At 61.4% G+C, this 24,285-nt stretch carries 23 protein-coding genes; 12 read left to right on the top strand and 11 right to left on the bottom strand.

Annotation, left to right across the window (positions count from 1 at the left end):
• Positions 1-154: 154 nt before the first annotated feature.
• Entirely contained in the window at positions 155-469 is a 315-nt protein-coding gene (locus QCE58_RS21180) for a hypothetical protein (protein ID WP_250521984.1), read from the top strand.
• Between the two features lie 137 nt (positions 470-606).
• Entirely contained in the window at positions 607-1,545 is a 939-nt protein-coding gene (locus tag QCE58_RS21175) for a Gfo/Idh/MocA family protein (protein ID WP_175981093.1), read from the top strand.
• A gap of 10 nt (positions 1,546-1,555) precedes the next feature.
• Here the strand turns inward: QCE58_RS21175 and QCE58_RS21170 are convergent, their stop codons facing one another.
• The 5 genes from QCE58_RS21170 to QCE58_RS21150 form a co-directional block, all read right to left on the bottom strand.
• Positions 1,556-4,021, bottom strand: a complete 2,466-nt coding sequence (locus QCE58_RS21170; RefSeq protein WP_250521983.1) for a glycosyl hydrolase 2 galactose-binding domain-containing protein — start codon at positions 4,019-4,021, stop codon at positions 1,556-1,558.
• A gap of 69 nt (positions 4,022-4,090) precedes the next feature.
• Positions 4,091-5,095, bottom strand: a complete 1,005-nt coding sequence (locus QCE58_RS21165; RefSeq protein ID WP_008348339.1) for a DUF1839 family protein — start codon at positions 5,093-5,095, stop codon at positions 4,091-4,093.
• Positions 5,092-6,159, bottom strand: a complete 1,068-nt coding sequence (locus tag QCE58_RS21160; RefSeq protein WP_033536223.1) for an amino acid--[acyl-carrier-protein] ligase — start codon at positions 6,157-6,159, stop codon at positions 5,092-5,094. Before QCE58_RS21160 ends, QCE58_RS21165 begins: the two co-directional genes overlap by 4 nt.
• A gap of 2 nt (positions 6,160-6,161) precedes the next feature.
• Positions 6,162-7,415, bottom strand: coding sequence for an acyl-CoA dehydrogenase family protein (locus QCE58_RS21155; RefSeq protein ID WP_250521982.1), 1,254 nt, complete (start codon positions 7,413-7,415; stop codon positions 6,162-6,164).
• Entirely contained in the window at positions 7,412-7,663 is a 252-nt protein-coding gene (locus QCE58_RS21150; protein WP_008348335.1) for an acyl carrier protein, read from the bottom strand. The genes QCE58_RS21155 and QCE58_RS21150 overlap by 4 nt, the downstream gene beginning before the upstream one ends.
• A gap of 415 nt (positions 7,664-8,078) precedes the next feature.
• Here QCE58_RS21150 and QCE58_RS21145 point away from each other — a divergent pair, with 415 nt between their 5' ends.
• Together QCE58_RS21145 and QCE58_RS21140 are read left to right on the top strand one after the other, a co-directional pair.
• Complete coding sequence (locus tag QCE58_RS21145; RefSeq protein WP_175981084.1) at positions 8,079-8,795, top strand: YdcF family protein; 717 nt, start codon at positions 8,079-8,081, stop codon at positions 8,793-8,795.
• Positions 8,796-8,854: 59 nt separating this feature from the next.
• On the top strand, positions 8,855-9,394 hold the full coding sequence (locus QCE58_RS21140) for an HD domain-containing protein (RefSeq protein WP_250521981.1): 540 nt from the start codon (positions 8,855-8,857) through the stop codon (positions 9,392-9,394).
• Here QCE58_RS21140 and QCE58_RS21135 read toward each other — a convergent pair.
• Positions 9,374-12,058, bottom strand: coding sequence for an excinuclease ABC subunit UvrA (locus QCE58_RS21135; protein ID WP_250521980.1), 2,685 nt, complete (start codon positions 12,056-12,058; stop codon positions 9,374-9,376). The two genes, QCE58_RS21140 and QCE58_RS21135, sit on opposite strands and share 21 nt — an antisense overlap.
• Positions 12,059-12,204: 146 nt before the next feature.
• Between QCE58_RS21135 and QCE58_RS21130 the strand changes: the two genes are divergently transcribed.
• Positions 12,205-12,468, top strand: coding sequence for a hypothetical protein (locus tag QCE58_RS21130; protein WP_409014137.1), 264 nt, complete (start codon positions 12,205-12,207; stop codon positions 12,466-12,468).
• Between the two features lie 16 nt (positions 12,469-12,484).
• Here QCE58_RS21130 and QCE58_RS21125 read toward each other — a convergent pair whose 3' ends face one another.
• Complete coding sequence (locus tag QCE58_RS21125; RefSeq protein ID WP_008348325.1) at positions 12,485-12,907, bottom strand: hypothetical protein; 423 nt, start codon at positions 12,905-12,907, stop codon at positions 12,485-12,487.
• A 598-nt stretch (positions 12,908-13,505) separates the two neighbouring features.
• On the opposite strand from QCE58_RS21125, the gene QCE58_RS21120 reads away from it, so the two are divergent.
• Positions 13,506-14,252 (top strand): FadR/GntR family transcriptional regulator, encoded by a 747-nt coding sequence (locus QCE58_RS21120; RefSeq protein ID WP_250521979.1) that lies wholly within the window; start codon positions 13,506-13,508, stop codon positions 14,250-14,252.
• Positions 14,253-14,267: 15 nt separating this feature from the next.
• Here QCE58_RS21120 and QCE58_RS21115 read toward each other — a convergent pair whose 3' ends face one another.
• Positions 14,268-14,678 carry a hypothetical protein gene (locus tag QCE58_RS21115; RefSeq protein WP_175981079.1) on the bottom strand — a complete coding sequence of 137 codons (411 nt, stop codon included), beginning with the start codon at positions 14,676-14,678 and terminating at the stop codon, positions 14,268-14,270.
• 543 nt (positions 14,679-15,221) lie between these two features.
• Between QCE58_RS21115 and QCE58_RS21110 the strand changes: the two genes are divergently transcribed.
• Both QCE58_RS21110 and QCE58_RS21105 read left to right on the top strand, forming a co-directional pair.
• Positions 15,222-16,307 carry a glycosyltransferase gene (locus QCE58_RS21110; RefSeq protein WP_175981077.1) on the top strand — a complete coding sequence of 362 codons (1,086 nt, stop codon included), beginning with the start codon at positions 15,222-15,224 and terminating at the stop codon, positions 16,305-16,307.
• Entirely contained in the window at positions 16,304-17,158 is an 855-nt protein-coding gene (locus tag QCE58_RS21105; protein ID WP_250521978.1) for a polysaccharide deacetylase family protein, read from the top strand. The genes QCE58_RS21110 and QCE58_RS21105 overlap by 4 nt, the downstream gene beginning before the upstream one ends.
• A gap of 1 nt (position 17,159) precedes the next feature.
• On the opposite strand, the gene QCE58_RS21100 is transcribed toward QCE58_RS21105, so the two are convergent.
• Complete coding sequence (locus QCE58_RS21100) at positions 17,160-17,987, bottom strand: alpha/beta fold hydrolase (RefSeq protein ID WP_081851882.1); 828 nt, start codon at positions 17,985-17,987, stop codon at positions 17,160-17,162.
• A gap of 262 nt (positions 17,988-18,249) precedes the next feature.
• Between QCE58_RS21100 and QCE58_RS21095 the strand changes: the two genes are divergently transcribed.
• Complete coding sequence (locus tag QCE58_RS21095) at positions 18,250-18,897, top strand: carbonic anhydrase (protein WP_175981073.1); 648 nt, start codon at positions 18,250-18,252, stop codon at positions 18,895-18,897.
• Positions 18,898-18,979: 82 nt separating this feature from the next.
• On the top strand, positions 18,980-20,557 hold the full coding sequence (locus tag QCE58_RS21090) for a SulP family inorganic anion transporter (RefSeq protein ID WP_250521977.1): 1,578 nt from the start codon (positions 18,980-18,982) through the stop codon (positions 20,555-20,557).
• Positions 20,558-20,606: 49 nt separating this feature from the next.
• Here QCE58_RS21090 and QCE58_RS21085 read toward each other — a convergent pair whose 3' ends face one another.
• On the bottom strand, positions 20,607-21,272 hold the full coding sequence (locus tag QCE58_RS21085; RefSeq protein WP_008348315.1) for an O-methyltransferase: 666 nt from the start codon (positions 21,270-21,272) through the stop codon (positions 20,607-20,609).
• 118 nt (positions 21,273-21,390) lie between these two features.
• The gene (locus QCE58_RS21080) at positions 21,391-22,674 is read right to left on the bottom strand and encodes a LysR family transcriptional regulator (protein ID WP_175981069.1); all 1,284 of its coding nucleotides are present in this window, start codon (positions 22,672-22,674) and stop codon (positions 21,391-21,393) included.
• Between the two features lie 144 nt (positions 22,675-22,818).
• On the opposite strand from QCE58_RS21080, the gene QCE58_RS21075 reads away from it, so the two are divergent.
• Positions 22,819-23,319 carry a universal stress protein gene (locus QCE58_RS21075; RefSeq protein ID WP_250521976.1) on the top strand — a complete coding sequence of 167 codons (501 nt, stop codon included), beginning with the start codon at positions 22,819-22,821 and terminating at the stop codon, positions 23,317-23,319.
• Between the two features lie 182 nt (positions 23,320-23,501).
• Positions 23,502-24,275 (top strand): L,D-transpeptidase, encoded by a 774-nt coding sequence (locus QCE58_RS21070; RefSeq protein ID WP_208456992.1) that lies wholly within the window; start codon positions 23,502-23,504, stop codon positions 24,273-24,275.
• Positions 24,276-24,285 lie beyond the last annotated feature (10 nt).

The following is a 24,285-nucleotide window of genomic DNA, read 5'->3' as shown; positions in this document are numbered from 1 at the left end:
GGGCGAATCGCGATAAGCGAGAGGCGTATAGAGTCGCCGCTTACCGTCGTTCGAGAGCGCGACTACACCATTCTTCACTTCGCTTACAGACACATCCTATGAAGCAGCCCACCGTTCATACCACGGCGCATATTGATTCCAGTGCGACAGTGCAATGGGACAGCGATTGCTTCACTGTGCGCTGCGCAATCGAGTATGCGGCTTCGTCCACTTCCGTCGAAAGACGGTCAACCTAAGCGAAGAGATCGACCGGCGCTGCGATATCCATCCGCCGATCTATGTCATTACTGCGGGAACGCTATCGATGGTGTTAGATTCGGATAAGCGTCTCAAGGGGTTCGACGTCTACACAAATCCCGAAAAGTGGGTTGCATGCTCGCTGCCTTTGCGCGGCGCGGTTCAGGAAACGCCGCATATCGAGACGTCGTTCGATGCAAACGGTCACGGGAACGGGCATCGGGGTCGATGAGAATCTGGCGCAGATTTGCGTAGAGGATTTATTTCTGGAAATAGCGAAGCCGAAGCATGAAACGCTTTGGGCCGCGCTGTTCGGCCGCGGTCACGCGGGAACGTGATGCGGTTCCACGGAAAGGAGGAGACATTCGCATGAAAGCCGTACACAAGCTCGCCGTCGTCGGCATCGGCAAGATCGCGCGGGATCAGCACTTGCCCGCGATCGCCGCGCAGCCGGGGTTCGAACTCGTCGCGTGCGCGAGCCGCAATGCAAGCGTCGAAGGCGTGCGCAACTATCCGGATATCGGCGCGCTCCTCGCCGCCGAGCCGTCGGTCGATGCAGTGTCGCTCTGCGCGCCGCCTCAAGTGCGTTACGCGCAAGCGCTCGCCGCACTCGACGCAGGCAAGCACGTCATGCTCGAAAAGCCGCCAGGCGCGAGCGTGAGCGAAGTCGAAGCATTGCGCGACGTTGCACGCGCGAACGGCTGCACGCTCTTCGCCTCGTGGCATTCGCGCGCGGCGAGCGCAGTCGAACCGGCGCGCGCCTGGCTCGCGTCGAAGGAACCGGGCGCGATTCGCTCGGTAGAAGTGCGATGGAAGGAAGACGTGCGGCGCTGGCATCCGGGGCAGCAATGGATCTGGGAGCCGGGCGGTCTCGGCGTATTCGATCCGGGCATCAACGCGCTATCGATCGTCACGCGCATCCTGCCGCATGAAGTCGCGCTGCGCGCCGCCACGCTCACGATGCCGGCCGATACATCCACGCCGATCGCCGCCGAACTCGATTGCGTCGCGACGAACGGCGCGCCGGTGCGCGCGGTGTTCGATTGGCGTCACGGTCCCGTCGAGGAATGGGACATCGACATCGAAACGGACGCGGGCCGCCTCTCGATGCGCGAAGGCGGCAAGCGTCTGTCGATCGCGGGCAAGGAGATCGATGTCGAAGCCGAGCGCGAATATCCCGCGCTGTACGAGCACTTTCACACGCTCATCGAAACGAAAACGAGCGATGTCGATGTGCGACCGCTGCGACTCGTCGCCGATGCATTCCTCACCGGACGGCGCATCGAAACGGAAGCATTCGGCCGCTGACGCGCGCGCATCACGAAGCGCGATACGTCGCGCTTCGAATCGCATTGATCGCGAATACATCGCCCTCGGGCGCGGCGCTCACGTTCCCGTGCCGCGCGACGAGCGGAATGCGACGCGTGCTTCCCGGCGCGAGATGAAACCAGTCGATGCGTGCGAAGTAGTTCGGATCGGCGATATGCACCCAGCGCGCGAGCTGCGCCGTTTCGACAATGAGACTGAAGCCCTCGTCGTCCTTCTCGACGGTGACGCTCAAGCCGATATCGCGCCGCTCGCCGATCGACGGATCGGGGAAGTGGAACGCTTCCGACAGCACTTCGTTCGTGTCCGCGTCGCGCAGAACGACATGCGTCGCATCGTGCGCGCGCGGGCCGAAGCGATACGCATATGCGATATCGAAGAATGCGCCGATCAGCGCATTCGACGACACACGTTGTACGCTGCGCGGTTGCAATACGACATCGCGCGAACCGCTCGCGACCTTGATCGCGCCTTCACGCAGGCACGCCAGTTCGACGCGCGCGCGAATCTCGCGCGCGGTATCGTTGACGAGATGAACGTCGAGTCCGTCGAGACCTTCATCGAGGATCAACGCCTGCACGGGTTGAAGCACGCGCGCGAGTCCATGCAGCGCGCTCTTCGGTGCGCCGAGAACGTCGATGATGCCCCAGCCCGCGCCCGGACGCACATCGAGCAGATTCCATACGATGCCCCCCGCACAACTCGATCCTTCGCGACGCCATTCCGAGAACACCGCGCCGATCACATCCGCGACGACCGCGCGCGACAGTTCCAGATAGCGCTCGGGATTTTCATAGCGCAAACGCGGCACGTCCATGCGATAGAGCGATCGCATGTAATGCTCGCGTACATCGTCGAAATCCCACGCCGAGCCGGGATCGCGCGGCACGCCTGCTTTCCAGCGCGGTTCGTGCGCGCGCGCATTCGGTATCGCGCGCAGGGCGACATCGTCGGGAACGTTGGCGAACGCGAGACATTCGGAGGCGAAGCGCACGTGCGCGCGACGCACATCGTCGAAAGGGCGCTGATACGCCGGCACGCCGTAGTAATGCGTAATGCCGCCGCGCGTGCCGAAAGGCATCGACTCCTCGTCGCCGGGCGCCGCGCTCGGCGAGTTCACGACATACGCTGCGTCGGGCCGCTGCGCTGCAATCGCATTCGGCAAGAGTTCGGTGAAGAGGCGCTGCTGATACGCGTCGAAGGGCAGGCCGAGCATTGCCGCCTGCTGATGCACTTCGCTTCCGCCACACAGCACCGCGAGCGATGCGAAGCGTCGCGTGCGTGAAAGGAACTGCTCGGCTTCGCGTTGCGCGCTCTCACGAAATGCTTCGTCGTCCGGATAATCGAAGTTCGCGAACGCGAAGTCCTGCCACACGAGCACGCCGTATTCGTCGGCGAGTTGGTAGAACGTGTCGGATTCATAGAGCGTGATGCCGCTCACGCGAATGATGTTCAGGCCCGCATCGCGAATCAGGCGGAAGACGTTCTCGAGTTTCTCGCGCGGTGCATCGAGCGCGACGATGTCGGCCGATGTCCAGCACGCGCCGCGCGCGAATACAGGCACGCCGTTCACGACGAGCTGAAAGCCTCGGCCGTCCACACCACGATCGACTTCTATCGTGCGAAAGCCGACTTCGCCGAGATCGATATCGCCGAGCTTCACGGCATAGCGCGATGGCTCGCCATGCGTGTGCGGATACCACAAGCGCACATCGGGCACGCGCACGCGGCCTTTGAGCGTGCGCGCGTCGTGCCATTCCAGCGTGGCGTGCGCGTCGCCACATTCGATGCGAACCGGCGCCTGTTCCTGTGCATGAAAGTAGCGCACGGTGACATCGAGCATGCCATCGTTGCCGTCGATGCTCGTGCGCAGATCCACGTTGTCGATGCACGCGCGCGTTTCGCCGATCAATTCGATGGGGCGCCACGGACCCGCCGGTTGAATCGTCGGACACCATCCGGACATATGCCCGAGCAGCGTCGTGCGAACGTTGCGCAACGTGGCGGGTTGCGCGAGCTTCGGACGCCAGCGCGCACGTCCGCGTTTGGCGGCAAGCGCGGGCGCGATCGAACGGAAGCACAGATGAAGCGTATGCTCGCCGTTGAGTTCGACGTCGAGATCGTGCGCGACGAACATCGAATCCGATTCGAGCAGCTTGCGATCGTCGAGCCATATTTCGGCGATGGTCGCGAGCCCATTGAAGCGCAAGCGCCGCATGCCGTCGCCTGCGAGCTTCACGCGATACCAATGATCGGAATGCGCGAACGGCTGCGCGAGCGCTTCATCGCTGACGCCTTGCGCGCGCAATGCGGATGCGATCGTGCCCGGCACGGGCGCGTCGATCCATTGCGTGACGGTGCCGAGCGATGCGGGCGTCGCGCATGAACCCGCTGGCGTGCTCACGCATTGCCAGCCTTCTGAAAGACGCCGCGCCGCGTGCGCGCACTGGTCGTGCATGAACCTACCTCGTCGATGGAATGCGAAGAACGACGCCAAAGCCGCGCGGCATGCGCGCGGCTTCGGCGTTCACAGAAAGCGCGCGGCGAGCGGCTCGATAACCTTGTCGTACGAAGCCTGCATCGAATCGAGGCAGTCTTCGCACAGGTCCGAGCGCGAGCGCATGCGGGCGCGCGCGAGTCGAAACTGCATGACCATCGCTTCGCTCGCGATCGCTTGAGCGCTCGTCTGAATATCGCTCGATACTTCCACGCCGTGCCGGTTCAGCCAGCCGAGATACTTCGACAGCAACTCGAAGTTCGAGCCGAGCTGACGCATCACGTTGAACGTGTAGAGGTGATAGTACGCGGGATCGCGTTCGAGCAACGCACGCAGATGCTCGGGAAATTCCGCGCGCCATTGCGCAACGGGATTCACCGCGGGACGTTCCGCGAGACGCAGCTTGAGCAACTCGACCGAGCGTTGCACCATCGCATCGCCTTCGAGCGGCGCACGCGCGCGCTTCACGAACTCGACGTACGGGAAGAGCGCGTGCACATCGCTTGCGAGGCCCGGCATCAGACGGAACACGCCATCGTAGTCCTCGCCCGCCAACGCGAAGTAACCCGCATTATGGAAGTACGTGATGCGCTTCGCTTCCGTGTCGATGGCGTCGATCGCGATGGTCGTCTTCGTATGCGTCTGCCGATACGCGGTCGCGCGTGTGTCGGGCAGATAGTACGAGTCCATCTCGACCACCACGATCTGCCCGCGGCGCGTCTGCTCGCGTACGTGCGCTTCCAGCGTGTCGTAGATCGCGAGCTCTTGCGCCTGCAGGCCATAGAGCCGCGCGATATCGTCGAGCGAGAACTTCGGGAACGTGAACTGATCGCCCTCGAATGCCTGCGTCACCGTGAAACCGAGCGCCGCATGCGGATCGCAGCCGTAGTGATGCAGCAGCTCGATCCACAAGTCGACATAGCAGTTCGTCTCCAGCCAGACGCGCTCTTCGCGATGCAGCGCGTGCTGGATGTAGGCGGTGTCCGCAGGCATGGACGTGTCGGTCACGGCTTCTGCCGGCGAGCGTGCGTTCATGCCTTGTTTCCCAGGTTCGCGAGGCCTTCCTCGATGAGCGGCGCCTTGTCGCCCCAAAGCAACTGACGCACTTTCTCCGGCCACGCCTTGACATCGAGACCGTGGTGACGGAAGAGCGCGAGCGTCGTGCGCTCCATGCCGAAGCCGACACACGCGGTATGCGCGACCTGATCGTCGGCCTGACGGATGTGCCACAGCTCGCCGAAGTGGTCCTGGTGATAGTTGAACGACAGGCACGCGGTCGGACGGTCGGGCGTCGCGACGGGCACGAGCAGTTCGAACTTCAGTTGCTGCGCGCGCTGGCTATCGGCGACGATCATGCCGCCGCGACCGAAGAACGGATCGTTGGCGAGATCGATTTCGAAAGGCAGTTGCAGCAGATTGACGAGCAGCGAACCGCGGTCGATCCACTTCTGACGGAACGCCATCACTTGCTCGGGGCTGCCGACGCGGATGTATTCGCGCATCCGGAACATCTGCATGCGGCCCGGATCGATCGACGGCTCGTGGCGGAAGCAGTACGAGAACGCATCGAAGATCGCGCCGTCAGCCGCGAGATTGCCGCGCTTCGCGACGAGCGGATAGATCGGATAGCACGCGGCCGGCGTGAGCACGAGGCGCGTCGGCTTTTGCTGATCCATCCATTCGTCGGAGCGCTCTTCCTCTTCACCGATATGCACGATCTTGTCGAGCGCTTCGAGCAGGCGATGATGCCCGCGATCGTTGCCCTGGAACGAGTGGATCGTGCCCGCCAGATTCGGGAAACTCTTCAGATACTCGCTGTCCTCGAAATCGCGGCGGCGCATCGCGGGCGGAAAGCGCAGCACTTCCGCGTGTTGATCCGCGCCGAGCATCGTGATGGCCTGATTGAGCCGTTCGACGACATCCTCGAATACTTCGCTGCGGCCATAGAGACCGTCTTCGCCGGTATCGAGCAGAATGCCCGCTTCGATCAGGCGATCGCGCAAGGTCAAGTCCGATTTGTCGTACGGTGCCTGTGTCTCTTGTGATTGTGCTTGTGCTTCGGCCTGCATCATGGCGGCCTGTTCCGTCGGCATGTTCATCGTCAAATGGTCCCCGTTGCGGCGCGCTGCGCAAGCAGCAGGTTCGCCGTGTTCAATTCGATGCGATCGTTGCTGATCATGAGCGGCGCCGAATGCAGATCGCGCAGATGGCGCCCCACGCTGAACGGCGTGTCGTTCTTGTAGCCCGCCATGCCGCAGATCATCAGCGTCTCTTGCACGACATGCAAAGCCGACTGCGAGATCGCCAGCTTGAGCATGTTCAGATCGGCGTTGATGCCGATCGACGCCGCGAGCGGTGCGTCGTCGTCATTGCTCTGGTTCGCCTTGCGCGCCGCGCGTTCGGTCTGCGCCGCTTCGACATTGGCGAGCGATTCCCGCAGCCGCGCCTGCATCATCTTGATGAGCGTGAGCACTTGCGAAAGGCGCGCGGCCGAAGGCGGCAACGCGGGCTTGCCGCGCGCCTGATTGCGGAAGAACTGATGCCCGCGATTCGCCGCGTCGCTCGCGATGCCGCACCATACCGACGACCACAAGGTATGGGATACGGGCAGCATGCTTTCGTCGGCGATCTTCGAGAACGGCGTCGGCAGAATCTGTTCCGCGATGCCGCTCGCGACCAGTCGATGTCCTTCGCTGCATGTCCCGCGCATACCGAGCGTGTCCCACGTCCCACGCTGCTCGAGCGTGAACGTTTCGCGCGGCGCGACGATCAGCACCTGATCGGAGGGCGGCGCGTCCGGATGACGGCGCGCCGTCACGAGAATGGCGTCGGAATACTTGCCGTACGAAATGGTCGGTGCGAGCTTCTCGATGCGAAACGCGTTGTCGACGAGATCGACCGCGCACGCGCTCGTACGCATGTTGCCGCCGATGTTCTCTTCCGACGTCGCCGATGCGAGCAGCAACTGTTCGCTGACCATGCGAGCAAGGAAAGCGCGCTGCCACGGCACGTTCACGCCATGATCGACGATGCAAACGACCTGGCTCTGATGCATCGCATAGATCATCGCGGACGAAGCGCAGCCTTGCGCCAGTGCCTCGCACAAGCGCGCGACGCCGGTGAGCGACAGACCGTCGCCGCCGTATTCCGTCGGGATCATCGCGGAGAAGAGACGCTCCTTGCGCATCGCTGCAACCGCTTCGGCGGGAAAGCGCGCTTCGCGATCGACCGCGTCGGAGTACTGGGCCGCAACGGCCGCGACGCGCTTCGCGGCTTCGATCAGTTCGCTTTCGCTGCGCAAGATTGCGCTCTGCGCGAGCTCGGCGACTTCAAGCTCCTGAGCGGGCGCGTTCATGCTGCCGCCTGCGAACGACGCAGTTCGTCGACCGCCGATGCGAGCGAATCGACGCTCGAAAAGAGACGGCGCGTGAGCATGTGATCGGGAATTTCGATGCCGAACTCGTCTTCGATCGCCAGCATCACATGGACCGTGGCAAGCGAAGAGAGACCGGCGGCGTAGAGATCGTCGCCGTCGGCGAGCGTATCGATGGGCACGTCGAGACGAGCGGACTCGGCGAGGATGCGGCGCAATTCAGTTTTCATTGTCTATGTTTTCCCTTGTACCCGGCCATTGGTGCAACTAACCCGGGTCGCGACGATGAGTTCTTATCGAATGTCGCTGACCCCGGTGCGAATCGGCAGTGGTGTTGTTGTTGTCTCGCGAAGACGGTTCCGCGAGAGCCCTCGCACGCACTGTTTTCTTATAGCTATTGTTTGATCGTATTTAACGAATTTGCGGGCCTATGCGTCCGTGCGATGGCGCACGGAGGGCTTCGTCGAGAAAGCATCGTTTTGTGCGATATCAAGCACGTCGCGATCGGATGCGATGATTCACACTCACGTCAGCGCTTCATATTCGATAAATAGGTAACTCCTTCGCATGGTCGAATGAGTGATAAGCAAAAACGATGCGTACACTGAAAGCATTTTGAAACGATAACTTTCCGGAGTGAATTGATTGGTTCTGATATCGCTGCTGCTTCTATTCATCGCGCTGTTCCTCGTTTGGAGAAAACGGCGCGGCATGATTCTGGTGATGACGGCTATCGTCTTCTGGGGGCTCGGAAGCTGGTTTCCGGGGCCGCTCGTGCGGCTCGCGAACGATCACTACGCGTCGATGAAGGATCCGACGTTCGGCCCGCGCACGGCGATCATCGTGCTGGGCGGGGGGACCTGGTACGACCATAACCGGCGTCTCGTGCCCAAGGGTGACGCGATGACGCGCATCGATCTTGCGGCGTCGCTCTATAAGCGTTGCGTCGAGATGGAGAAGGCGTGTTTTGTCATCATGAGCGGAGGCAACCCGCAGCATCACGAGCAAAGCGAAGCAGACTTATATGGAAGCCTGCTTCTCGACGCAGGCGTGAAGCGCCAAGATCTCATCCTCGAAAATCAGAGTCTCGACACTTATGAGAACGCGCGCAATACGGAGAAGATACTGCGGTCGCGGCCCTACGATACGTCGGTTTTGATAACGTCGTCGCTTCACATGCGTCGCGCGATGCTCGCGTTCGAAGCCTTCGGTTTGCATCCACAGCCGACCGTCGCTTATGTTCGTCCGCAGTTCATGTGGTGGCGTCCGCATCGAAGAGGATGGTTCGATTCGAACAGCGCGTTGCATGAGCTGGTTGGTATCGTGCGGTTTTATGTATGGAGGTGGGTCGGGTTGTATTGAGACTGGCGCGTCGGCGCAAGACCTATACTTCCGGTAAAGACGACACGGAAGGCCATCCAGTGAATCAACTCATCCACGCCGTCGCGTTCGCGGCCGACAAACATCGCAAGCAGCGCCGCAAGGATGCGGACGCGTCGCCGTACATCAATCATCCGATCGCGCTCGCTCATGTGCTCGCGAACGAAGGCGGGGTCGAAGACGAGCGCGTGCTGATCGCCGCCATATTGCACGACACGATCGAAGACACGGACACATCGCGCGATGAACTCGTGCGGCGGTTCGGCGCGGAGATCGGGCGCATCGTCGACGAAGTGACGGACGACAAGTCCTTGTCGAAGGCCGAAAGGAAGCGTTTGCAGGTCGAACACGCGGCGCATATCAGTCACAGCGCGAAGCTCGTGAAACTCGCCGATAAGATTTGCAATTTGCGCGATATTCTCGCCGCGCCGCCGTCCGGCTGGAGCGATGAGAGAAAGCGCGAATACTTCGATTGGGCGAAGCGTGTCGTCGATGAATTGCGTGGCACGCACCGGGAACTCGAAGCCGTGTTCGATGAGGTCTATCGCAAGGGCATCCCTTCAGGACACGTGGTCGCCTGAGGCCAGCGCGTCGCTCAAATAACGCGCCGTGCGGCTTGCAGCATGTTCGGCGATACGTTGCGGCGAGCCCGTCGCCACGATCCGGCCGCCATCTTCACCGGCGCCCGGGCCGATGTCGATGACCCAATCGGAAAGCGATGCGACGCGCATGTCGTGCTCCACGACGACGACCGTATTGCCCGCATCGACGAGCCCTTGCAGTTGCGCCATCAGGCGATCGACGTCGGCGGGATGAAGCCCCGTCGTCGGCTCGTCGAGAATGTAGAGCGTGTCGCCGCGATGCGCGCGCTGCAGTTCGGTTGCGAGCTTGATGCGCTGCGCTTCTCCGCCTGATAGCTCCGTCGCGGGCTGCCCGAGCCGCAGATAGCCGAGGCCGATGTCGCGCAACACGGCGAGCGCGCGCATGACGCTGGCTTCATCGGCGAAGAAGTCGCATGCGCTATCGACGGTCATGCCGAGCACATCCGCAATGTTCTTGCCATGCCATTCGATTTCCAGCGTCTGCGGGTTATAGCGCGATCCGTGGCATGTCGCGCACGACGTGTAGACGCTTGGCAGGAACAGCAACTCGACGCTGACGAAGCCTTCGCCTTCGCATGTCGGGCAGCGTCCTTGCGCGACGTTGAACGAGAAGCGTCCTGCGCCATAGCGGCGCTTTCGCGCGGCCGGCGTGTCGGCGAAGAGCTTGCGAACGTGATCGAAGAGGCCGGTGTAGGTCGCGAGATTCGAACGCGGCGTGCGGCCGATCGGCTTCTGGTCGACGCGCACGAGACGCCGGATCGTCCCCATGCCTTCGACGATGCGTCCGCCCGCCGAAGCGTCGGCTCGAGCGAAGAGCGGGTCCTGCTCGTCTTCTTCTGCATCGTCGAGCGCGCGTCCGAGCCGCTCCGCGACGAGTTCCGGCAACGCCTGACTCACGAGGCTCGACTTGCCCGAGCCCGAAATGCCGGTGACGGTCGTGAAGGCGCCGAGCGGAAACGCGGCATCGATGCCATGCAGGTTATTGCGCGTGATGCCTTCGAGCCGCAACCATCCGCGCGGTTCGCGTGCGACGCGTTCGATCGCTTGCTTCGGCGCGAACAGATGCCTGCGCGTCTGCGATTCCTCCACCGATGCGAGGCCTTCCGGCGGCCCGCTATACAGCACATGTCCGCCTCGCTCACCGGCGGCCGGACCGACATCGATCAGCCAGTCCGCGCGCCGCATGGTGTTCAGATCGTGCTCGATGACGAACAGCGAATTGCCTGCTGCCTTCAATCGCTGCAACGCGGCGAAGAGCGCTTCGCTGTCGGCCGGATGCAAGCCCGCGGATGGCTCGTCGAGCACATAGACGACGCCGAAGAGCTGCGACGCGAGTTGCGTCGCGAGCCGCAATCGTTGCAGTTCGCCGGATGAGAGCGTCGGCGTCGCGCGATCGAGCGAGAGATAGCCCAGACCCAGATCGATGAGCGTGCCGAGCCGCTCCAGCAAATCCGCCGCGATGCGCTCGGCGGCGGCGCGTTTCTCCTCGGAAAGATTGGCCGTGCGGCGCACGTCCGGCGCGGCCTTGTGCGCCGAGCCGCCTGCCGCGACGCGCTTGGCCGTCGCCGCGATGCGGTCTTTCCTCGCGAGCGCGGGAGCCGACGCTTCATCACTGGCGGGCCATTCTCCGCGTGCGATGGGCGCAAGTAGATCGGCAAGTCGGATGAGCGGCAGACGCGCGAATTCGGCGATGTCGAGCCCTGCGAACGTCACCGATAGCGCTTCCTTCTTGAGCCGCTTGCCGTGACATGCGGGACAATCGCTGCCGACCATGAAGCGCGACACGCGCTTTTTCATGAGCGCGCTTTGCGTGTGCGCGAAGGTATGCAGCACGTAGCGGCGCGCGCCGGTGAATGTGCCCTGATAGCTCGGTTCGGCGCCGCGTTTCAGCGCGGCTTGCGTCTCTTTCGGCGTGAGACCGGCGTACACCGGCACCGTCGGCTGCTCTTCGGTGAACAGAATCCAGTCGCGATCCTTCTTCGGCAAGTCGCGCCACGGCGTGTCGACGTCGTAGCCGAGCGTCACGAGTATGTCGCGCAGATTTTGTCCGTGCCACGCGGGCGGCCAGGCCGCGACGGCGCGCTCGCGGATCGTGAGCGAGTCGTCGGGCACCATCGACTTTTCCGTGACTTCGTAGACGCGGCCGAGGCCATGGCACACGGGACACGCGCCCTGAACCGTGTTCGGCGAAAAATCTTCCGCGTACAGCATGGGCTGCTTCGGCGGATAACTGCCGGTGCGCGAATAGAGCATACGCACGAGGCTGGAGAGCGTCGTCACGCTGCCCACCGACGAGCGTGCATTCGGTGCGCCACGCTGCTGCTGAAGCGCGACGGCGGGCGGCAAGCCTTCGATCGAATCGACCTGCGGCACGCCGACTTGTTCGATGAGCCGCCGCGCATACGGCGCGACCGATTCGAAATAGCGGCGCTGCGCCTCGGCGTAGAGCGTGCCGAATGCGAGCGAGGACTTCCCGGAACCGGATACGCCGGTGAAGACGACGAGGGCGTCGCGTGGCACGTCGACATCGACGTTTTTCAGGTTGTGCTCGCGCGCGCCGCGCACGCGCACGAAACCTGCTCTCGATGCAGGCGCGGCATCGTCGCGATAGGCGGATTCGCGTTGGGTTTTGCGGGCATCCATGAGTCGGGCGGGTTGTCTGGCCGGGCGCGGCGGCGGAAGTAAGGAATTCGCATGCAGCATGCCAGATACCAGATGGCATTTTGAATTACGCATCATGCATGCGATCGCATTCAGACCGGTGGTGAACCTGATCGACGAGGGAAAAAATGAGGACAATGCCGGTGCGGGTTCCGGTCGCGCTGACGGCAGGTGTGACGATAGGCGGGTCGGGCGTTGCGATGGCGCAGTCGGGCGGCAACGGCAATGGCGGATCGGGCAGGGGCAACGCTCACGGCGCGGCAACGGCCGGGCCGACCGTCGGCGGCGACAACACGTCCACGCCCGGCAGTACGCGCCAGGGCAGCTTCCACTCCAAGCACAAAAAAGAAAGCGAAGCCCGCGACGTCGACCCAGTGACGGGCCGATCGTAGCGGCGGGCGTTGCCGATCAGACCGCGACGCTTTCGATGTCGATATCGTCGGTGCCGAGGCGCGAGAAGATGTCGCAAACGGCCCGCATCTCCGCTTCGTCGCGAATGCTCACGATGACGCGTGTAATGCTGCATGCCACGTCAGCGTCGCCGCCGTCCGCGCCAAACGAGGGGAGGATGTCGTCGCTCGACATGTCGAGTCCGTAGGGATAGTCGTGCGTATCTACCACGCCCAGATGTTCCCCGTGCCCCGCGTATTCCGCCGCGATCCATTGTGTCTGCGCATTGTTGCTCTGCGTTTGCGAAGTATGGAAATCCGCGAAGCCGCTCATGCTCGCCACGCGCACGCGGTCGGCCGCGATTCCTTCCGCGCGCAGGTCTTCGAGTGCTTCATCCAGCTTACGGGAGCCGTAGAACGCTCCGCTTACTTCACGCATCATTTGCTCGTCTCCTTGCCTGCCAACCTCGATGCCGCGTCTCAGTATCGCTGTGAAAATTGCGAATGTGAATACGGATGTCCACCGGTTGAGCGCCTGTCCGATGAGTGACTTGCGCGAGAGGCGAAAGACGTGTGGTGCAACGCATAGACATGCGTGGCGATTAACCGGTGAACCGCTGTGATCGGGCTCGCGACTGCGCGAGTTGATGGCGAATCCAACGGATGCGGCATGGACTCGCGAGCCGGACGATGAAGCGAACCGCCAATGCGCGGACAAAAAGGATATTTGCCGACGTGCGGCTGATGCCGTCTGGCGGGCGCGTTTCACTTCATGCGGTACATGAACTTTACGCCGCAACGAACGGTTTATCAACGCTTTGCTTTGTCCCTATTCGGACGTTTTCGATAGGGATTTCCATCATGACCGGCACAGCGTCGAACAGAGCTCGCCGCGTCACGCGGCTCGCTCAATGAAGCGATTGTTGGTTCTAGAAATTGCCTCGGTGGATCGTCGAGTTTCGCGCTGAAAACGATAGTCATCGTACAAGCTGTCCCGCGCCCTATAATTGCTCATCGAGCATACAAAGATCGGCCTTTCAATGTCCCAAGCACTCGCGTCCGGCGCGCTTCGCCGCTCCCGAAATCTCACCGAGGAAGTCGTCGCCGAGTTATCGGAGCGGATTCGCAGCGGCGCGCTTCAGCCCGGCGACAAGCTGCCGACCGAATCGGAAATCATGGCGCAACTCGGCGTGAGCCGGACTGTCGTGCGCGAATCCATTTCGCGATTGCAGGCTGCGCGCCTCGTTCAGACGCGGCACGGCATCGGTACATTCGTGCTCGAAGCGGGCGATCAGGAGCGGTTCCAGATCGAGGCCGCGGGCGATCTCACCGTGCGCGACGTGATGGCGATTCTCGAATTGCGCATCAGCCTCGAAGCCGAGGCGGCCGGTCTCGCGGCCATGCGCCGCACCGATGAAAACCTCGCGCAGATGCGCCGGGCGCTCGACGAATTCGAGCGGCTCATCGAAGCGGGCGAAGGCAGCGCGGTCGCGGCCGATGTGGCCTTTCATCTCGAGCTTGCGAAGGCTACCGGTAATCGTTACTTCCATAGCATCCTGAGCCAGCTCGGCAACACAATCATTCCGCGCACGCGCGTCAATTCGGCGGCGCTTGCGCATAACGATCCTTCTGGCTATCTCGATCGCGTGAATCGCGAGCATCAAGATATTTTCGATGCGATCGAACGCCGCGATCCCGAAGCAGCACGCGCGGCCATGCGGATGCATTTGTCGAACAGCCGGGAGCGGCTGCGGCGCGCGCATGAGGCGGCATCGAAGAATGACTGATCGCAGTGGCGTCGTTTAATCTTCTTCAAGCATGACCGAAAGCGTGCCGGCTTCGCTTTGCACGCCGGCATCGAGATCGATCTCGTGCGGCGCCATCCTGGCAATCGCGCGCAGAAGACGCGGCGAGAAGCGCGCGCCGAAACGCGCGATCTCGGCTTCGCGTGTAGCGTCATCGGCATGTGAGAGCGCGCGCAACTCATTCAGCGGCAAGCCAACGAACAGATCGAGCGCGTAAGGCGGCGCATCCGAAGCGGCCGTCGTCCGCGACGAATCCGGCGCGCGTATGCGCAGGCCCGGTTGCAAATGCGATTCGAGCTCCATCGTCACTTCATAGTTCGCTTCCAGCTCGAGTGCCGCGTGCGCTTCGTTTCGTAAAAACGGCGCGACGGATTGCAAGCGGGCCAGTTCATCGTCTGAGAGCAGCATGATTTTTTCCTCCGGATATCGGTTGAAGTTATCACGCTCGAATGATGCTTGCCGGCCGAGAAAAATCGACCGAAAGACCGCGTTGCGGTTCGTTCTAAACGCGCCTAATTACTGTTTCAATGGGTTGTCGATCTATCGTCCAAAAGGCTTGCTTAAGCGCGTGCGCATCAAACGTTTGCGCAATCGGCCCAATTCTTATCGCATGCTTAAGCACCCGCATGTCCGTCGGGTTAGTTCGGAATCCCCCAATTCCACGCTAGGATCCGAATAGCTAAGCTGACGAAATTGCCAGCTACGAGTCAACCGAACGCGTAAGTGAGCCGTTAGCCTTTCACGCACTCGGTTCACTTCGTCGAAGAATCGTTATCGACGGATCGCCACTTCGGCGCGCGTTCATCTGCTTGCATTCTTTCTTTCGATAAGCCTCGTTCGAGGCCATATCAAATTCCTTGCGTTTTTTTACGAATCGCCAAGGCCAGTAAGGTAATGTGAATATTACGAAATATTTCCGACAGGAATGTGTCGGACGTGGAGACCAGGCGTTTGAAGATCCTACATAGCGAGTCCTCGAAGGGATGGGGCGGTCAAGAAATACGGACGTTGAAGGAGATGGTCGCGTTGCGCGAAAGCGGCCATACCGTCGAGCTGATTTGCCCGAGCGATGCGCGGCTCGGGCAACGTTGCGCCGAACTTGGGTTCGCCGTTCACCACGCGCGCATGCGCAGTGGCGGCGACATGCGATCCATTCTGGCCATCAAAGCGCTTCTGCGTCGCCGCGCGTTCGACGTGCTCAACACGCATAGTGGCCACGACAGTCTCGTTGCCGGCGCGGCGGGGCGGCTGGCGCGCACGCCGCTCATCGTGCGTACGCGGCATCTGGCATTGCCCATCTCGTCGCTCGCAACTTATACATGGCTTCCGCATCGCGTGATCGCCGTGAGTCATTACGTGCGCCGCTATCTGATTTCGGCGGGTGTTGCGGAGAAGCGCGTGCAGACTATTTACGATGGCATTCCGAAACCTCAGCATGTCTCGCATTCGACTTTGCGCGCGGAACTCGGTCTCGGTGAGGACGCATTCGTTGCGTGCATGGTCGCGATCATGCGCGACAAGAAGGGACATGAAGATCTTATTGCGGCAGTGCGCCCGCTCGTCGACACGCATCCCAACCTGCATGTTGTGATGGCGGGCGATGGTCCTTTGTTCGAACGCATCAAGGGAATCGTCGATAGCTTCGGCCTCGCCGATCGCATTCACCTGCTGGGCTTTCGCACCGATATCCCCAATATCTTTCGCGGTTCCGATCTATTCGTTCTTCCCACGCATCAAGAAGCGCTGGGCCAGGCTTTCATCGAAGCAATGGCGGCGGGCTTGCCCGTCATCGGCACGCATGTCGATGGCGTGCCGGAACTGATCGAAGACAACGTGAATGGACTGCTCGTGCCGCCGCACGATCCCGTTGCATTGCGTGCGGCGATTGTCCGCATGATCGACGATCCGGCGTTGCGCCAGCGTCTGCGCGACGAGAGCCTTCGCATCACCGAACGTGGCTTCACCATAAGCGATATGGCGGACGAAACGGCCAGTTTTTATCAGCGCGCATTGCACGAACGAGGTCATCGCAGATGAGCGCGAAGTATGCACGCGCCGTTCCCGTGCTGATGTACCACCACGTCAGCACATCGCCCGGCATGATCACAGTGACGCCCGATAACTTCGCCGCGCAAATGGACTACCTTGCGCGCGCGGGTTATCGCACCATCGGCGCGGCGCAACTCGCAGGTTTTCTGAGCGGCGAGGACGTGCCCGCGAAATCGTTTGTCATCACTTTCGACGATGGTTATCTCGACAACTGGGTGCACGCGCATCCGGTATTGAAGCGCCATGATTTTACGGCGCTGTGCTTTCTTGTCAGCAGTTGGCCCGGCGAAGGCGGCGTTCGTCCGAATGCATCGGACAACTTGGCAACGATGCCGAGATTGCTCGATCATCGTGCGGGGGAGCGCGCAATCGAAAATGGATACGCCGATGATGTGATCCTGCGCTGGTCCGAAATCGAAGCGATGCGTGAAGCCGGCACGTTCGAATTTCATAGCCATACGCATTGTCATGTGCGCTGGGATCAGGTTGCGGGTTCGCGCGACGAGAAACGCAAGGCGTTGCAGAACGATCTGAGCGCCGCGCGTGGCGCACTGCGCACGCGTCTCGGCGAAGTATCCGATCATCTGTGTTGGCCGCAAGGTTATTACGACGACGACTATCGGGAAGTCGCGTTGAATGCGGGATTCAGGCACTTCTACACATGCCACACTGGAACGAACGTCGGCGCGAATCCGCTGGATCGCGCTGCATCCGACGATACCGAACGCACGATCAAGCGGCTCGAAGTGCGCGACCGGCCGGCTTCGTGGCTGGCATCGCGTTTATGGGTGCATACGCGGCCCGCGATAAGCCGAGCTTATCTGAAGATCAAACGCTGATTCACTGCTGATGCGTTCGCACGAAAGCGGCGATCGCATCGTTCACTGCATCGGTCGCATCGCGATGCGGCGAGTGGCGGCACTGCGGGAGCTTGACGAGCTGCGCGTGCCCGACAGCCGCCGCGATCTTGTCGAGTTGCAGCATCGACGCATATTCGTCGTCCTGGCCTTGAATGGCGAGCAATGGCCGTTTGATCGACGATATTTGTTCCGTGATGTCCCAATGCAAGAACGCGGGATTCAGCCACGCATCGTTCCATCCGTAAAAGGCTGAATCCACATCGTCGTGATAAGCCTCGAGCTTTTCTCGGAACGACGTCGTTTCATACATTTCACGCGCCTTTGTGATGCCTTCCACGGTCATCGGTTCCACGAACAAATGCGGAGCGAGGACGGCGAGACCGGCAAGCGATTCGGGAAATGCGCGGGCGTAGAGCAGGGCGATCGTGCCGCCATCGCTATGCCCGACGAGCCACATGCGCGCACGTTCCCGTGCGTCGATGTGGAGCGCATCGAGCAATGCGGGCAATACTTTTTGCGCTTGCAGATGCAGAAACTCGACCGGCCACTTTTCTTCGGCGCGCCGTGGCGTGGATCGGCCATAACCTGGCCGCGAATAGACGAGTCCCCTGCAGTTCAGGCGATCGCAAAGCATTTGCGGCCAGCCTTTCCATAGCGCGATCGAGCCCAGTCCTTCATGCAGGAACACTGCGATAGGCGCATCGGCGCGCTCCGGATTCAGCCACTGATATTCGATGCGCACCGAAGAAGCGGCGCCATTCAGTTCGACGAAGCGCGTCGTGTCGATGCTTGCTGCAGGGTCGGTCATCTGTTTGCGAATGCTGAGCGTGAAGTACAAAGATTATCAGACGGCGCGCCTGCAGCTTTGAACCCGACTGGCGAATGCATCATTGGTCCTGCGCGATCTTTCAAAAAAAATAAATTTATTTGTCTGTTTTTTTCTCTGGACAGCGCTGAACTTTTTCTGCGAAAGTTATTCGTAAGAATCTCGCTGCACTGCAACGCAGATGCGGCCCTTATTCGAATACCTGCGTGTGCAACTATGGCGCGCCCGTTCTGGAGAGATCTGCATGAATCGACCGAAACGAATGCTTCTGGAAAACATTGCCTGGGCACGCGAGACCGCGCACGCCGACGCGCAATTTTTTCCGCGTCTCGCCCAAGGACAGAGCCCTAAAGTGCTGTGGATAGGCTGCGCGGATAGCCGCGTGCCCGCCGAGACTGTGACGAACGCCAATCCTGGCGACCTCTTCGTACATCGCAACATCGCTAACCTTTTTTCTCCATCCGATGACAACACGTTGAGCGTGCTCGAATACGCGGTGCGCGTTTTGAAGGTCGATCACGTAATCGTTTGCGGCCATTACGGATGCGGTGGCGTGCGCGCCTCGCTCCTGCCGAAATCGAGCGACTTGCCGCATGTGAATCGCCGGATCGCGCCGCTGTGCGCGCTGGGCGAACGGCATCGGCACGAACTCGATTCATTCGGCGAGCTCGACGCGCGCGCAAATCGACTCGCCGAACTGAACGTGCTCGAACAAGTGCGGCTTTTGCGAGAACACGCCATCGTGCGAGAGCACGACGTGCCGCCACGCGTTCATGGCTGGATCTTCGGCCTGCACGACGGGCTCATCAAAGTGCTCGCTTCGGGCTATGCCGAAGAGAGCGACAGTCGCGACATTGCGAGCGCGCAGGTCACATCGCTTCGGGCCGCCTAAGCCCGCTCATTTCTAACGATCGCTTATCGATGCGAGGTCGCTTTCGCGACATTCGCAGGACCCAACTCGTTCGAAAAAAACCATGAACTCGAATATCCGTCTAGCCACTTTTCCGCGAGACATGTTCGCGGGCACTGTCGTGTTTCTCGTCGCGATGCCCTTGTGTCTCGGCATCGCCAATGCATCCGGCGTGGAGCCGTTCGCCGGTCTGCTGTCGGGCATTATCGGCGGCCTCGTCGTCGCGTTGCTGAGTGGCTCGCAATTGAGCGTGAGCGGCCCTGCCGCGGGCTTGATCGTCATCGTCGTCGATGGCATCGCCGGGCTTGGCAGCTTCTCCGCGTTTCTGCTCGCGGTGCTGCTTTCAGGCGCGATTCAATTCGGCTTCGGCATGTTGAAAGCGGGGCGCTTCGCGGCCTATGTGCCTTCGTCGGTTATCAAAGGCATGCTCGCGGCTATTGGCCTATTGCTCGTCATCAAGCAGATTCCGCTTGCTGCGGGATTCGCGAATGCAGGCGCGCCTGCAGCGAACGGTCCGGGCATGCTCGACACGCCCTTCGGTCCGATATCCGCAGCGGCGTGCATTGTCGCCGTAGTCTCGCTTGCGATGCTCGCAGGCTGGGAAACACGCTCGATGCGTCGCTTTGCGCTCGTGCGCGCCGTGCCCGCGCCGCTCGCAGTGGTCGCGTTCGGCATCGGTGCGACTCTGCTGCTCGATCTGTTCGCGCCTGGCTTCGCACCGCCCGCGCAACATCGCGTCGCGCTGCCGTCGCTGGAGTCGTTCACCGCGTTCACGAATGCGCTCGAATTGCCGAACTTCTCGCAGTTCGCGAACCCCGATGTGTGGCGGCTCGCATTCACGCTTGCTATCGTCGCAAGCCTCGAAACGCTGCTGAGCCTCGAAGCTGTCGAGCAACTCGATCCCAAGAAGCGCGCGGCGCATCCGGATCGCGAGCTGAAGGCGCAGGGCATCGGCAATATGATGGCAGGTGCGATTGGCGCGCTGCCGATCACTTCGGTCATCGTGCGCAGTTCGGCGAACGTGCATGCGGGCGCGCAGAGCCGATGGTCGTCGTTCATGCATGGCGCATTGCTACTCGTGAGCGTGTTCGCGCTGACGAGCGTCATCAACCTGATTCCGCTCGCCTGTCTCGCGGCGATCCTGATCTTCACGGGTCTCAAGCTCGCCAAGCCTTCGTTGTTCGCAGCGGTCGCGAAACAGGGCATCGAGCGCTTCGTGCCGTTCATCGCAACGATTGCCGGCGTGCTGTTGACCGATCTGCTGATGGGCATTGTGCTCGGCATTGCATGCAGTCTTCTGCTTGCCATGCGCGCGAACCTCAGCCGTCCCATTACGATTGCGCAGCACGACGATCACTATCTGGTGTCGTTCAGAAAGGACGTTTCATTTCTTGGCAAGGTCACGCTGAAACATCATCTGCGCACGATACCCGACGGCGCGACGGTGATCTTCGACGCTTCACGCGCGGACTATATCGACCCCGACGTGCGCGAGGAGATCGACAGGTTCGTGGCCGCGGCGGCTTCGCGCGACATGCATGTCGAATGCAGAAAGCTGCCGCATCCTCGCTCGCAAAGTGGTGCGCCCGCATTGCGAGGCAGATGGCTCGGCCTGCGCAGGCAGGAGATGTCGTCGGAGTAAGAGGAAGTCGAACGAGGCGTCTCGATGCACCAACCGTTGCGGGCGCCGTTCACGAGACGATCGAGATCGAGAATCCGTCCCACCCTTTGCTGCCGACCGTTTGAATCGCCGTGGACGTCACGTGGGTATCGGCTGCGAGCATGTCGAAGAACTTGCGCACGCCGATGACGTCCGGGTCGGCGCTGCCGACGTCCGCCACGCGGCCACTGCGGATCACGTTGTCCGCGACGATCACCGTGCCGGGCCGGCTCAGGCGCAACACGAGGCGCAAATAGGCGGGATAACTTTTCTTGTCGGCGTCGAGAAAGATGAAATCGAAAGGCGGAATGCCGTCGCGCACGAATGATTCGAGCGTATCCACAGCGTCGCCGACAATCACCGACGCAACGCCCGACAATCCGGCGCGTTCAATGTTCTTGCGCGCGACGGAAGCATGATGCTCGACGGCTTCGAGCGTGATGAGCGTACCGTCCGCAGGCAGGGCACGCGCAAGCCAGATCGTGCTGTAGCCGCCGAGCGTGCCGAGTTCGAGAATGCGTCGCGCGCCGCGCAACTGCGCGAGCATCTGCAGCAGCTTGCCCTGGTTTGGCGCGACGTTGATCGCAGGCAGCCCTTCGTCCGCGCTGGATTTCAATGCGGCTTCGAGTGCGGCGTCCGGCGTTTGCGTTCGATCGCACAGGTATTCGTCCATCGCCAGCCATTGCTGTTCGTTCATGGCATCTCCTTGCCGTTGCGGTTATCGCGTTCTCTCGAACGATACAACACGAATGGAGCCCAGTACAAAACGCGTCTGCGCGATAAACAATTCAGATGACCTTGAAAGCAGTTCGCAATCAAGGTGACACATTTGCGCCGACTGTCTTGACGATACTGCGCGACTCGCGCCGCAACTCATGCCCGAGTTGATCGACGGTCAAGCGGATTGCGTCGATCAATGCACGCGCGGCCGGCGAGGGCGTGCCGCCTGCGCGCATCGTAAGCCCGATCTCGCGGCGCGTGGCTTGCAGCGGAATGTCCATTACGGTTAGCTGACCCGACTCGCATTCGTAGTGCAGTTGTTGTGCGGATACGGCAGCGAGCATGTCGGTATGCATCAGGAGCCCGCGAATGACCGCGAGATCGGCGGTCTCGACGGTCGGCATCGGCGGTTTCAGTTTCCATCGCTTGAACTGCGCTTCGAACATTCCGCGCGCGGGTGCCTGGCTACGCGGCAGAATCCATTGTGCAGCGATCAGGTCCTTGAGCGTCAGGGCACTTCGCGCTGCAAGCGGATGCCCGCGACGCGCGATCACGACGATATCTTCCGACATGAGGCGCTCATTGACGAGTCCGCTCGACGCATCGTTCTGACGCAACGCGCCGAGCACGAAATCGATATCGCCGGCACGCAGTCCCGCGACCAGCGTTTCATACGAGCTCTCATCCGTCACGACGCGCACGCCTGGATATTGCGCGGCAACGCGCGCGATCGCGCCAGGCAGGATCAACGTTCTGCCAAGCGGCAGCGCGCCGACCGTGACATAACCTTGAATCGTGCCGCGCAGCGCCGCGAGATCATCAGGAATGTGGCGCAGTTCGTTCAGCGCGCGCCGCACATGCAGCACGAAAGTTTCGCCTTCGCTGGTGAGCAGCAACCCGCGCGGACTGCGATAAAACAGTTGCATGCCAGCGCCGGTCTCCATGATGCGGATCGCGCTGCTGACGGCCGGTTGACTGAGCCCCAACGTCTGCGCTGCGCTCGGCATGTGACGATGGCGCGCGAGTGCCGAGAACAACTGAAGCCGCCGTGTATTGAGCAGAAAGGCCGGGAGCGTGCCGCCTGTCGCGGTCCGACGCCGTGACTGGCGCGTGGCGCACCACTGCGCCAGTTCTTCGAGTTCGGCGAAGATGCGCTGGCAGCGCAACAGCACAGCGCGTCCCGCAGGCGTGGGCAACATGCCCGACGGACGACGCTCCAATAAAGTTTCCCCGACCGCCGCTTCGAGTTCCTGCAGCGAGCGTGTGACCGCCGATTGCGCGCGAAACAGTGCCGCTGCGGCGCGCGTGGCGCTGCCCGTTTGCGCGACGAGCCGAAATGCGCGCAGATACGCGAGATTGAGCAGTTCCCGATTGTCCATGTGAAGGTGCCCGATGCCATCAGTTTGATTTATCGCATCGTACAGGCTCGTGCGCTTCGCGCTCACTTTCCCCTAATTGTCGTCGCCGATCATGATGTCATGCATAGAGCGATGGATGTCATCGATTGATCGGAGGGTTGCGCCATGTATCAACATATCCTCGTCGCAGTGAGCCCGAGTTTCAGCGAAGCCGCTCTGTCGACCGCGATTGCGCGGGCGCGCGAAAACAACGCGCGTCTGACCGTGCTGCATGTGATCGAATCGTCGCCGTGGTGGGCGGGATGGCAGATGGAATGTCTATCGGACCTGCCCGCGCTCGTGAATCAGCTCGCGCTCTTGATTCGCGGCAGCAGCGAGAAGATGCTTCGGCGTGCGGGCATCGATGCGGACTGGCAAACGCGCACGTTGCCGCGAGACGGGCGCAGCGTCGGCCGCATCATCGCCGATGAAGCCAATCGCCTCGATGCGGATCTCGTCGTGCTCGGTGCAAGGAAGCGCGGCGTCTTCAGCTTCGGCATGGACCGTGTTCGTAACGTGGTGTGCCGCCATACGAATCGGGAGGTGCTGATCGCAACCGCATGCGTCGCTGATTCGGCGGACGTGATTGAGATTCGCGGCGCGGCGTTGCAAACGCATCACGCCTGATGCGCTTATGCGACGGTAGCGGAAACCGTTTCACCCACGCGTAGAGAAACGCGTGCTGCGATATGTCGCGGTACAACCAGAAGTGGCTGATCGACAACCCCTCGGAGAGCGTTGATAATCGCATCGCTTCAATTTTTGCGACGACTTCGTTTTAAGAGGGATAGGGAGTGCGTAGTTTCTGTTTGGGCCAGCGCCGTTGGAAATGGCTGGCTGTAGGTGTCGTGGCTGTGCTGGCGTTAGGCGCGCTAGCCGCAAGCGTCAATGTCATGCCTTCTGACGCGGCGGCAAATGTATCGATGGAAGCGGTCGCGTCGAGCCCGGTGCTCGCTTCGGATCCCTTGAAAGGGCTGTCCGTAGTCGATGCAATCGAGGTGATTCAGGCTCAGGCCAGTGCATCGTATGCTGCGAATCCAGCCATTGAACCTCACGATGGAAAGACGGCCGGCCCCGTCGTCCCGGATGGTTTCAGCTTCGATAGGGCACCGACACCCGCATCCACGACGGTGCCTTCCATTTGCTCCAAAGCCAAGCACATCATTTGTGTCGATAAGACGACTTTCACCGCAACGGTTTATAAAAATGGCATAGCGCAGTGGTCGTATTATGTGCGTCCCGGCGATGCCCGCGGTGCGCGATATGCCACAGGCGAAGGTCGCGGACGCATAGCTTTCAAGAGCCGCCATCACGTTTCAAAGGCCTATGGAACGCCCATGCCCTATGCGATGTTCATTGCATGGGACAAGGATCAAGACAAGCACTCCGGTCAGGCCTTCCACCTCTCATACGATTTTCAGAACCAAGGATATGAGGGCGCCAGCCATGGCTGCATGGGAGTAGGATCAGAGGCAGTCATGCAGCGACTGTGGGAGACAAGTCCTGTGGGCACGCAAGTGTATGTCTATCGCAGTTCCAAAGATCCTTCGGAAGCCGTGGCTGACGGATCGAGTCCCGGTTGAAAAAAAGGCC

The sequence above is a fragment of the Caballeronia sp. LZ028 genome (genome assembly GCF_031451415.1).
In the GTDB taxonomy this organism is placed as follows: domain Bacteria; phylum Pseudomonadota; class Gammaproteobacteria; order Burkholderiales; family Burkholderiaceae; genus Caballeronia; species Caballeronia zhejiangensis.
Note: the sequence above shows the minus strand (reverse complement) of the source record. Positions and strands in the feature narration are given on the sequence as shown.

What these genes read in the sequence shown, in the direction of transcription:
- QCE58_RS21180 (WP_250521984.1), top strand. Translation starts at nt 155, where the DNA reads ATGGGACAGCGATTGCTTCACTGTGCGCTGCGCAATCGAGTATGCGGC.
- QCE58_RS21175 (WP_175981093.1), top strand. Translation starts at nt 607, where the DNA reads ATGAAAGCCGTACACAAGCTCGCCGTCGTCGGCATCGGCAAGATCGCG.
- QCE58_RS21170 (WP_250521983.1), bottom strand. Translation starts at nt 4,021, where the DNA reads ATGCACGACCAGTGCGCGCACGCGGCGCGGCGTCTTTCAGAAGGCTGG.
- QCE58_RS21165 (WP_008348339.1), bottom strand. Translation starts at nt 5,095, where the DNA reads ATGAACGCACGCTCGCCGGCAGAAGCCGTGACCGACACGTCCATGCCT.
- QCE58_RS21160 (WP_033536223.1), bottom strand. Translation starts at nt 6,159, where the DNA reads ATGAACATGCCGACGGAACAGGCCGCCATGATGCAGGCCGAAGCACAA.
- QCE58_RS21155 (WP_250521982.1), bottom strand. Translation starts at nt 7,415, where the DNA reads ATGAACGCGCCCGCTCAGGAGCTTGAAGTCGCCGAGCTCGCGCAGAGC.
- QCE58_RS21150 (WP_008348335.1), bottom strand. Translation starts at nt 7,663, where the DNA reads ATGAAAACTGAATTGCGCCGCATCCTCGCCGAGTCCGCTCGTCTCGAC.
- QCE58_RS21135 (WP_250521980.1), bottom strand. Translation starts at nt 12,058, where the DNA reads ATGGATGCCCGCAAAACCCAACGCGAATCCGCCTATCGCGACGATGCC.
- QCE58_RS21130 (WP_409014137.1), top strand. Translation starts at nt 12,205, where the DNA reads ATGAGGACAATGCCGGTGCGGGTTCCGGTCGCGCTGACGGCAGGTGTG.
- QCE58_RS21125 (WP_008348325.1), bottom strand. Translation starts at nt 12,907, where the DNA reads ATGATGCGTGAAGTAAGCGGAGCGTTCTACGGCTCCCGTAAGCTGGAT.
- QCE58_RS21120 (WP_250521979.1), top strand. Translation starts at nt 13,506, where the DNA reads ATGTCCCAAGCACTCGCGTCCGGCGCGCTTCGCCGCTCCCGAAATCTC.
- QCE58_RS21115 (WP_175981079.1), bottom strand. Translation starts at nt 14,678, where the DNA reads ATGCTGCTCTCAGACGATGAACTGGCCCGCTTGCAATCCGTCGCGCCG.
- QCE58_RS21105 (WP_250521978.1), top strand. Translation starts at nt 16,304, where the DNA reads ATGAGCGCGAAGTATGCACGCGCCGTTCCCGTGCTGATGTACCACCAC.
- QCE58_RS21100 (WP_081851882.1), bottom strand. Translation starts at nt 17,987, where the DNA reads ATGACCGACCCTGCAGCAAGCATCGACACGACGCGCTTCGTCGAACTG.
- QCE58_RS21095 (WP_175981073.1), top strand. Translation starts at nt 18,250, where the DNA reads ATGAATCGACCGAAACGAATGCTTCTGGAAAACATTGCCTGGGCACGC.
- QCE58_RS21090 (WP_250521977.1), top strand. Translation starts at nt 18,980, where the DNA reads ATGAACTCGAATATCCGTCTAGCCACTTTTCCGCGAGACATGTTCGCG.
- QCE58_RS21085 (WP_008348315.1), bottom strand. Translation starts at nt 21,272, where the DNA reads ATGAACGAACAGCAATGGCTGGCGATGGACGAATACCTGTGCGATCGA.
- QCE58_RS21080 (WP_175981069.1), bottom strand. Translation starts at nt 22,674, where the DNA reads ATGGACAATCGGGAACTGCTCAATCTCGCGTATCTGCGCGCATTTCGG.
- QCE58_RS21075 (WP_250521976.1), top strand. Translation starts at nt 22,819, where the DNA reads ATGTATCAACATATCCTCGTCGCAGTGAGCCCGAGTTTCAGCGAAGCC.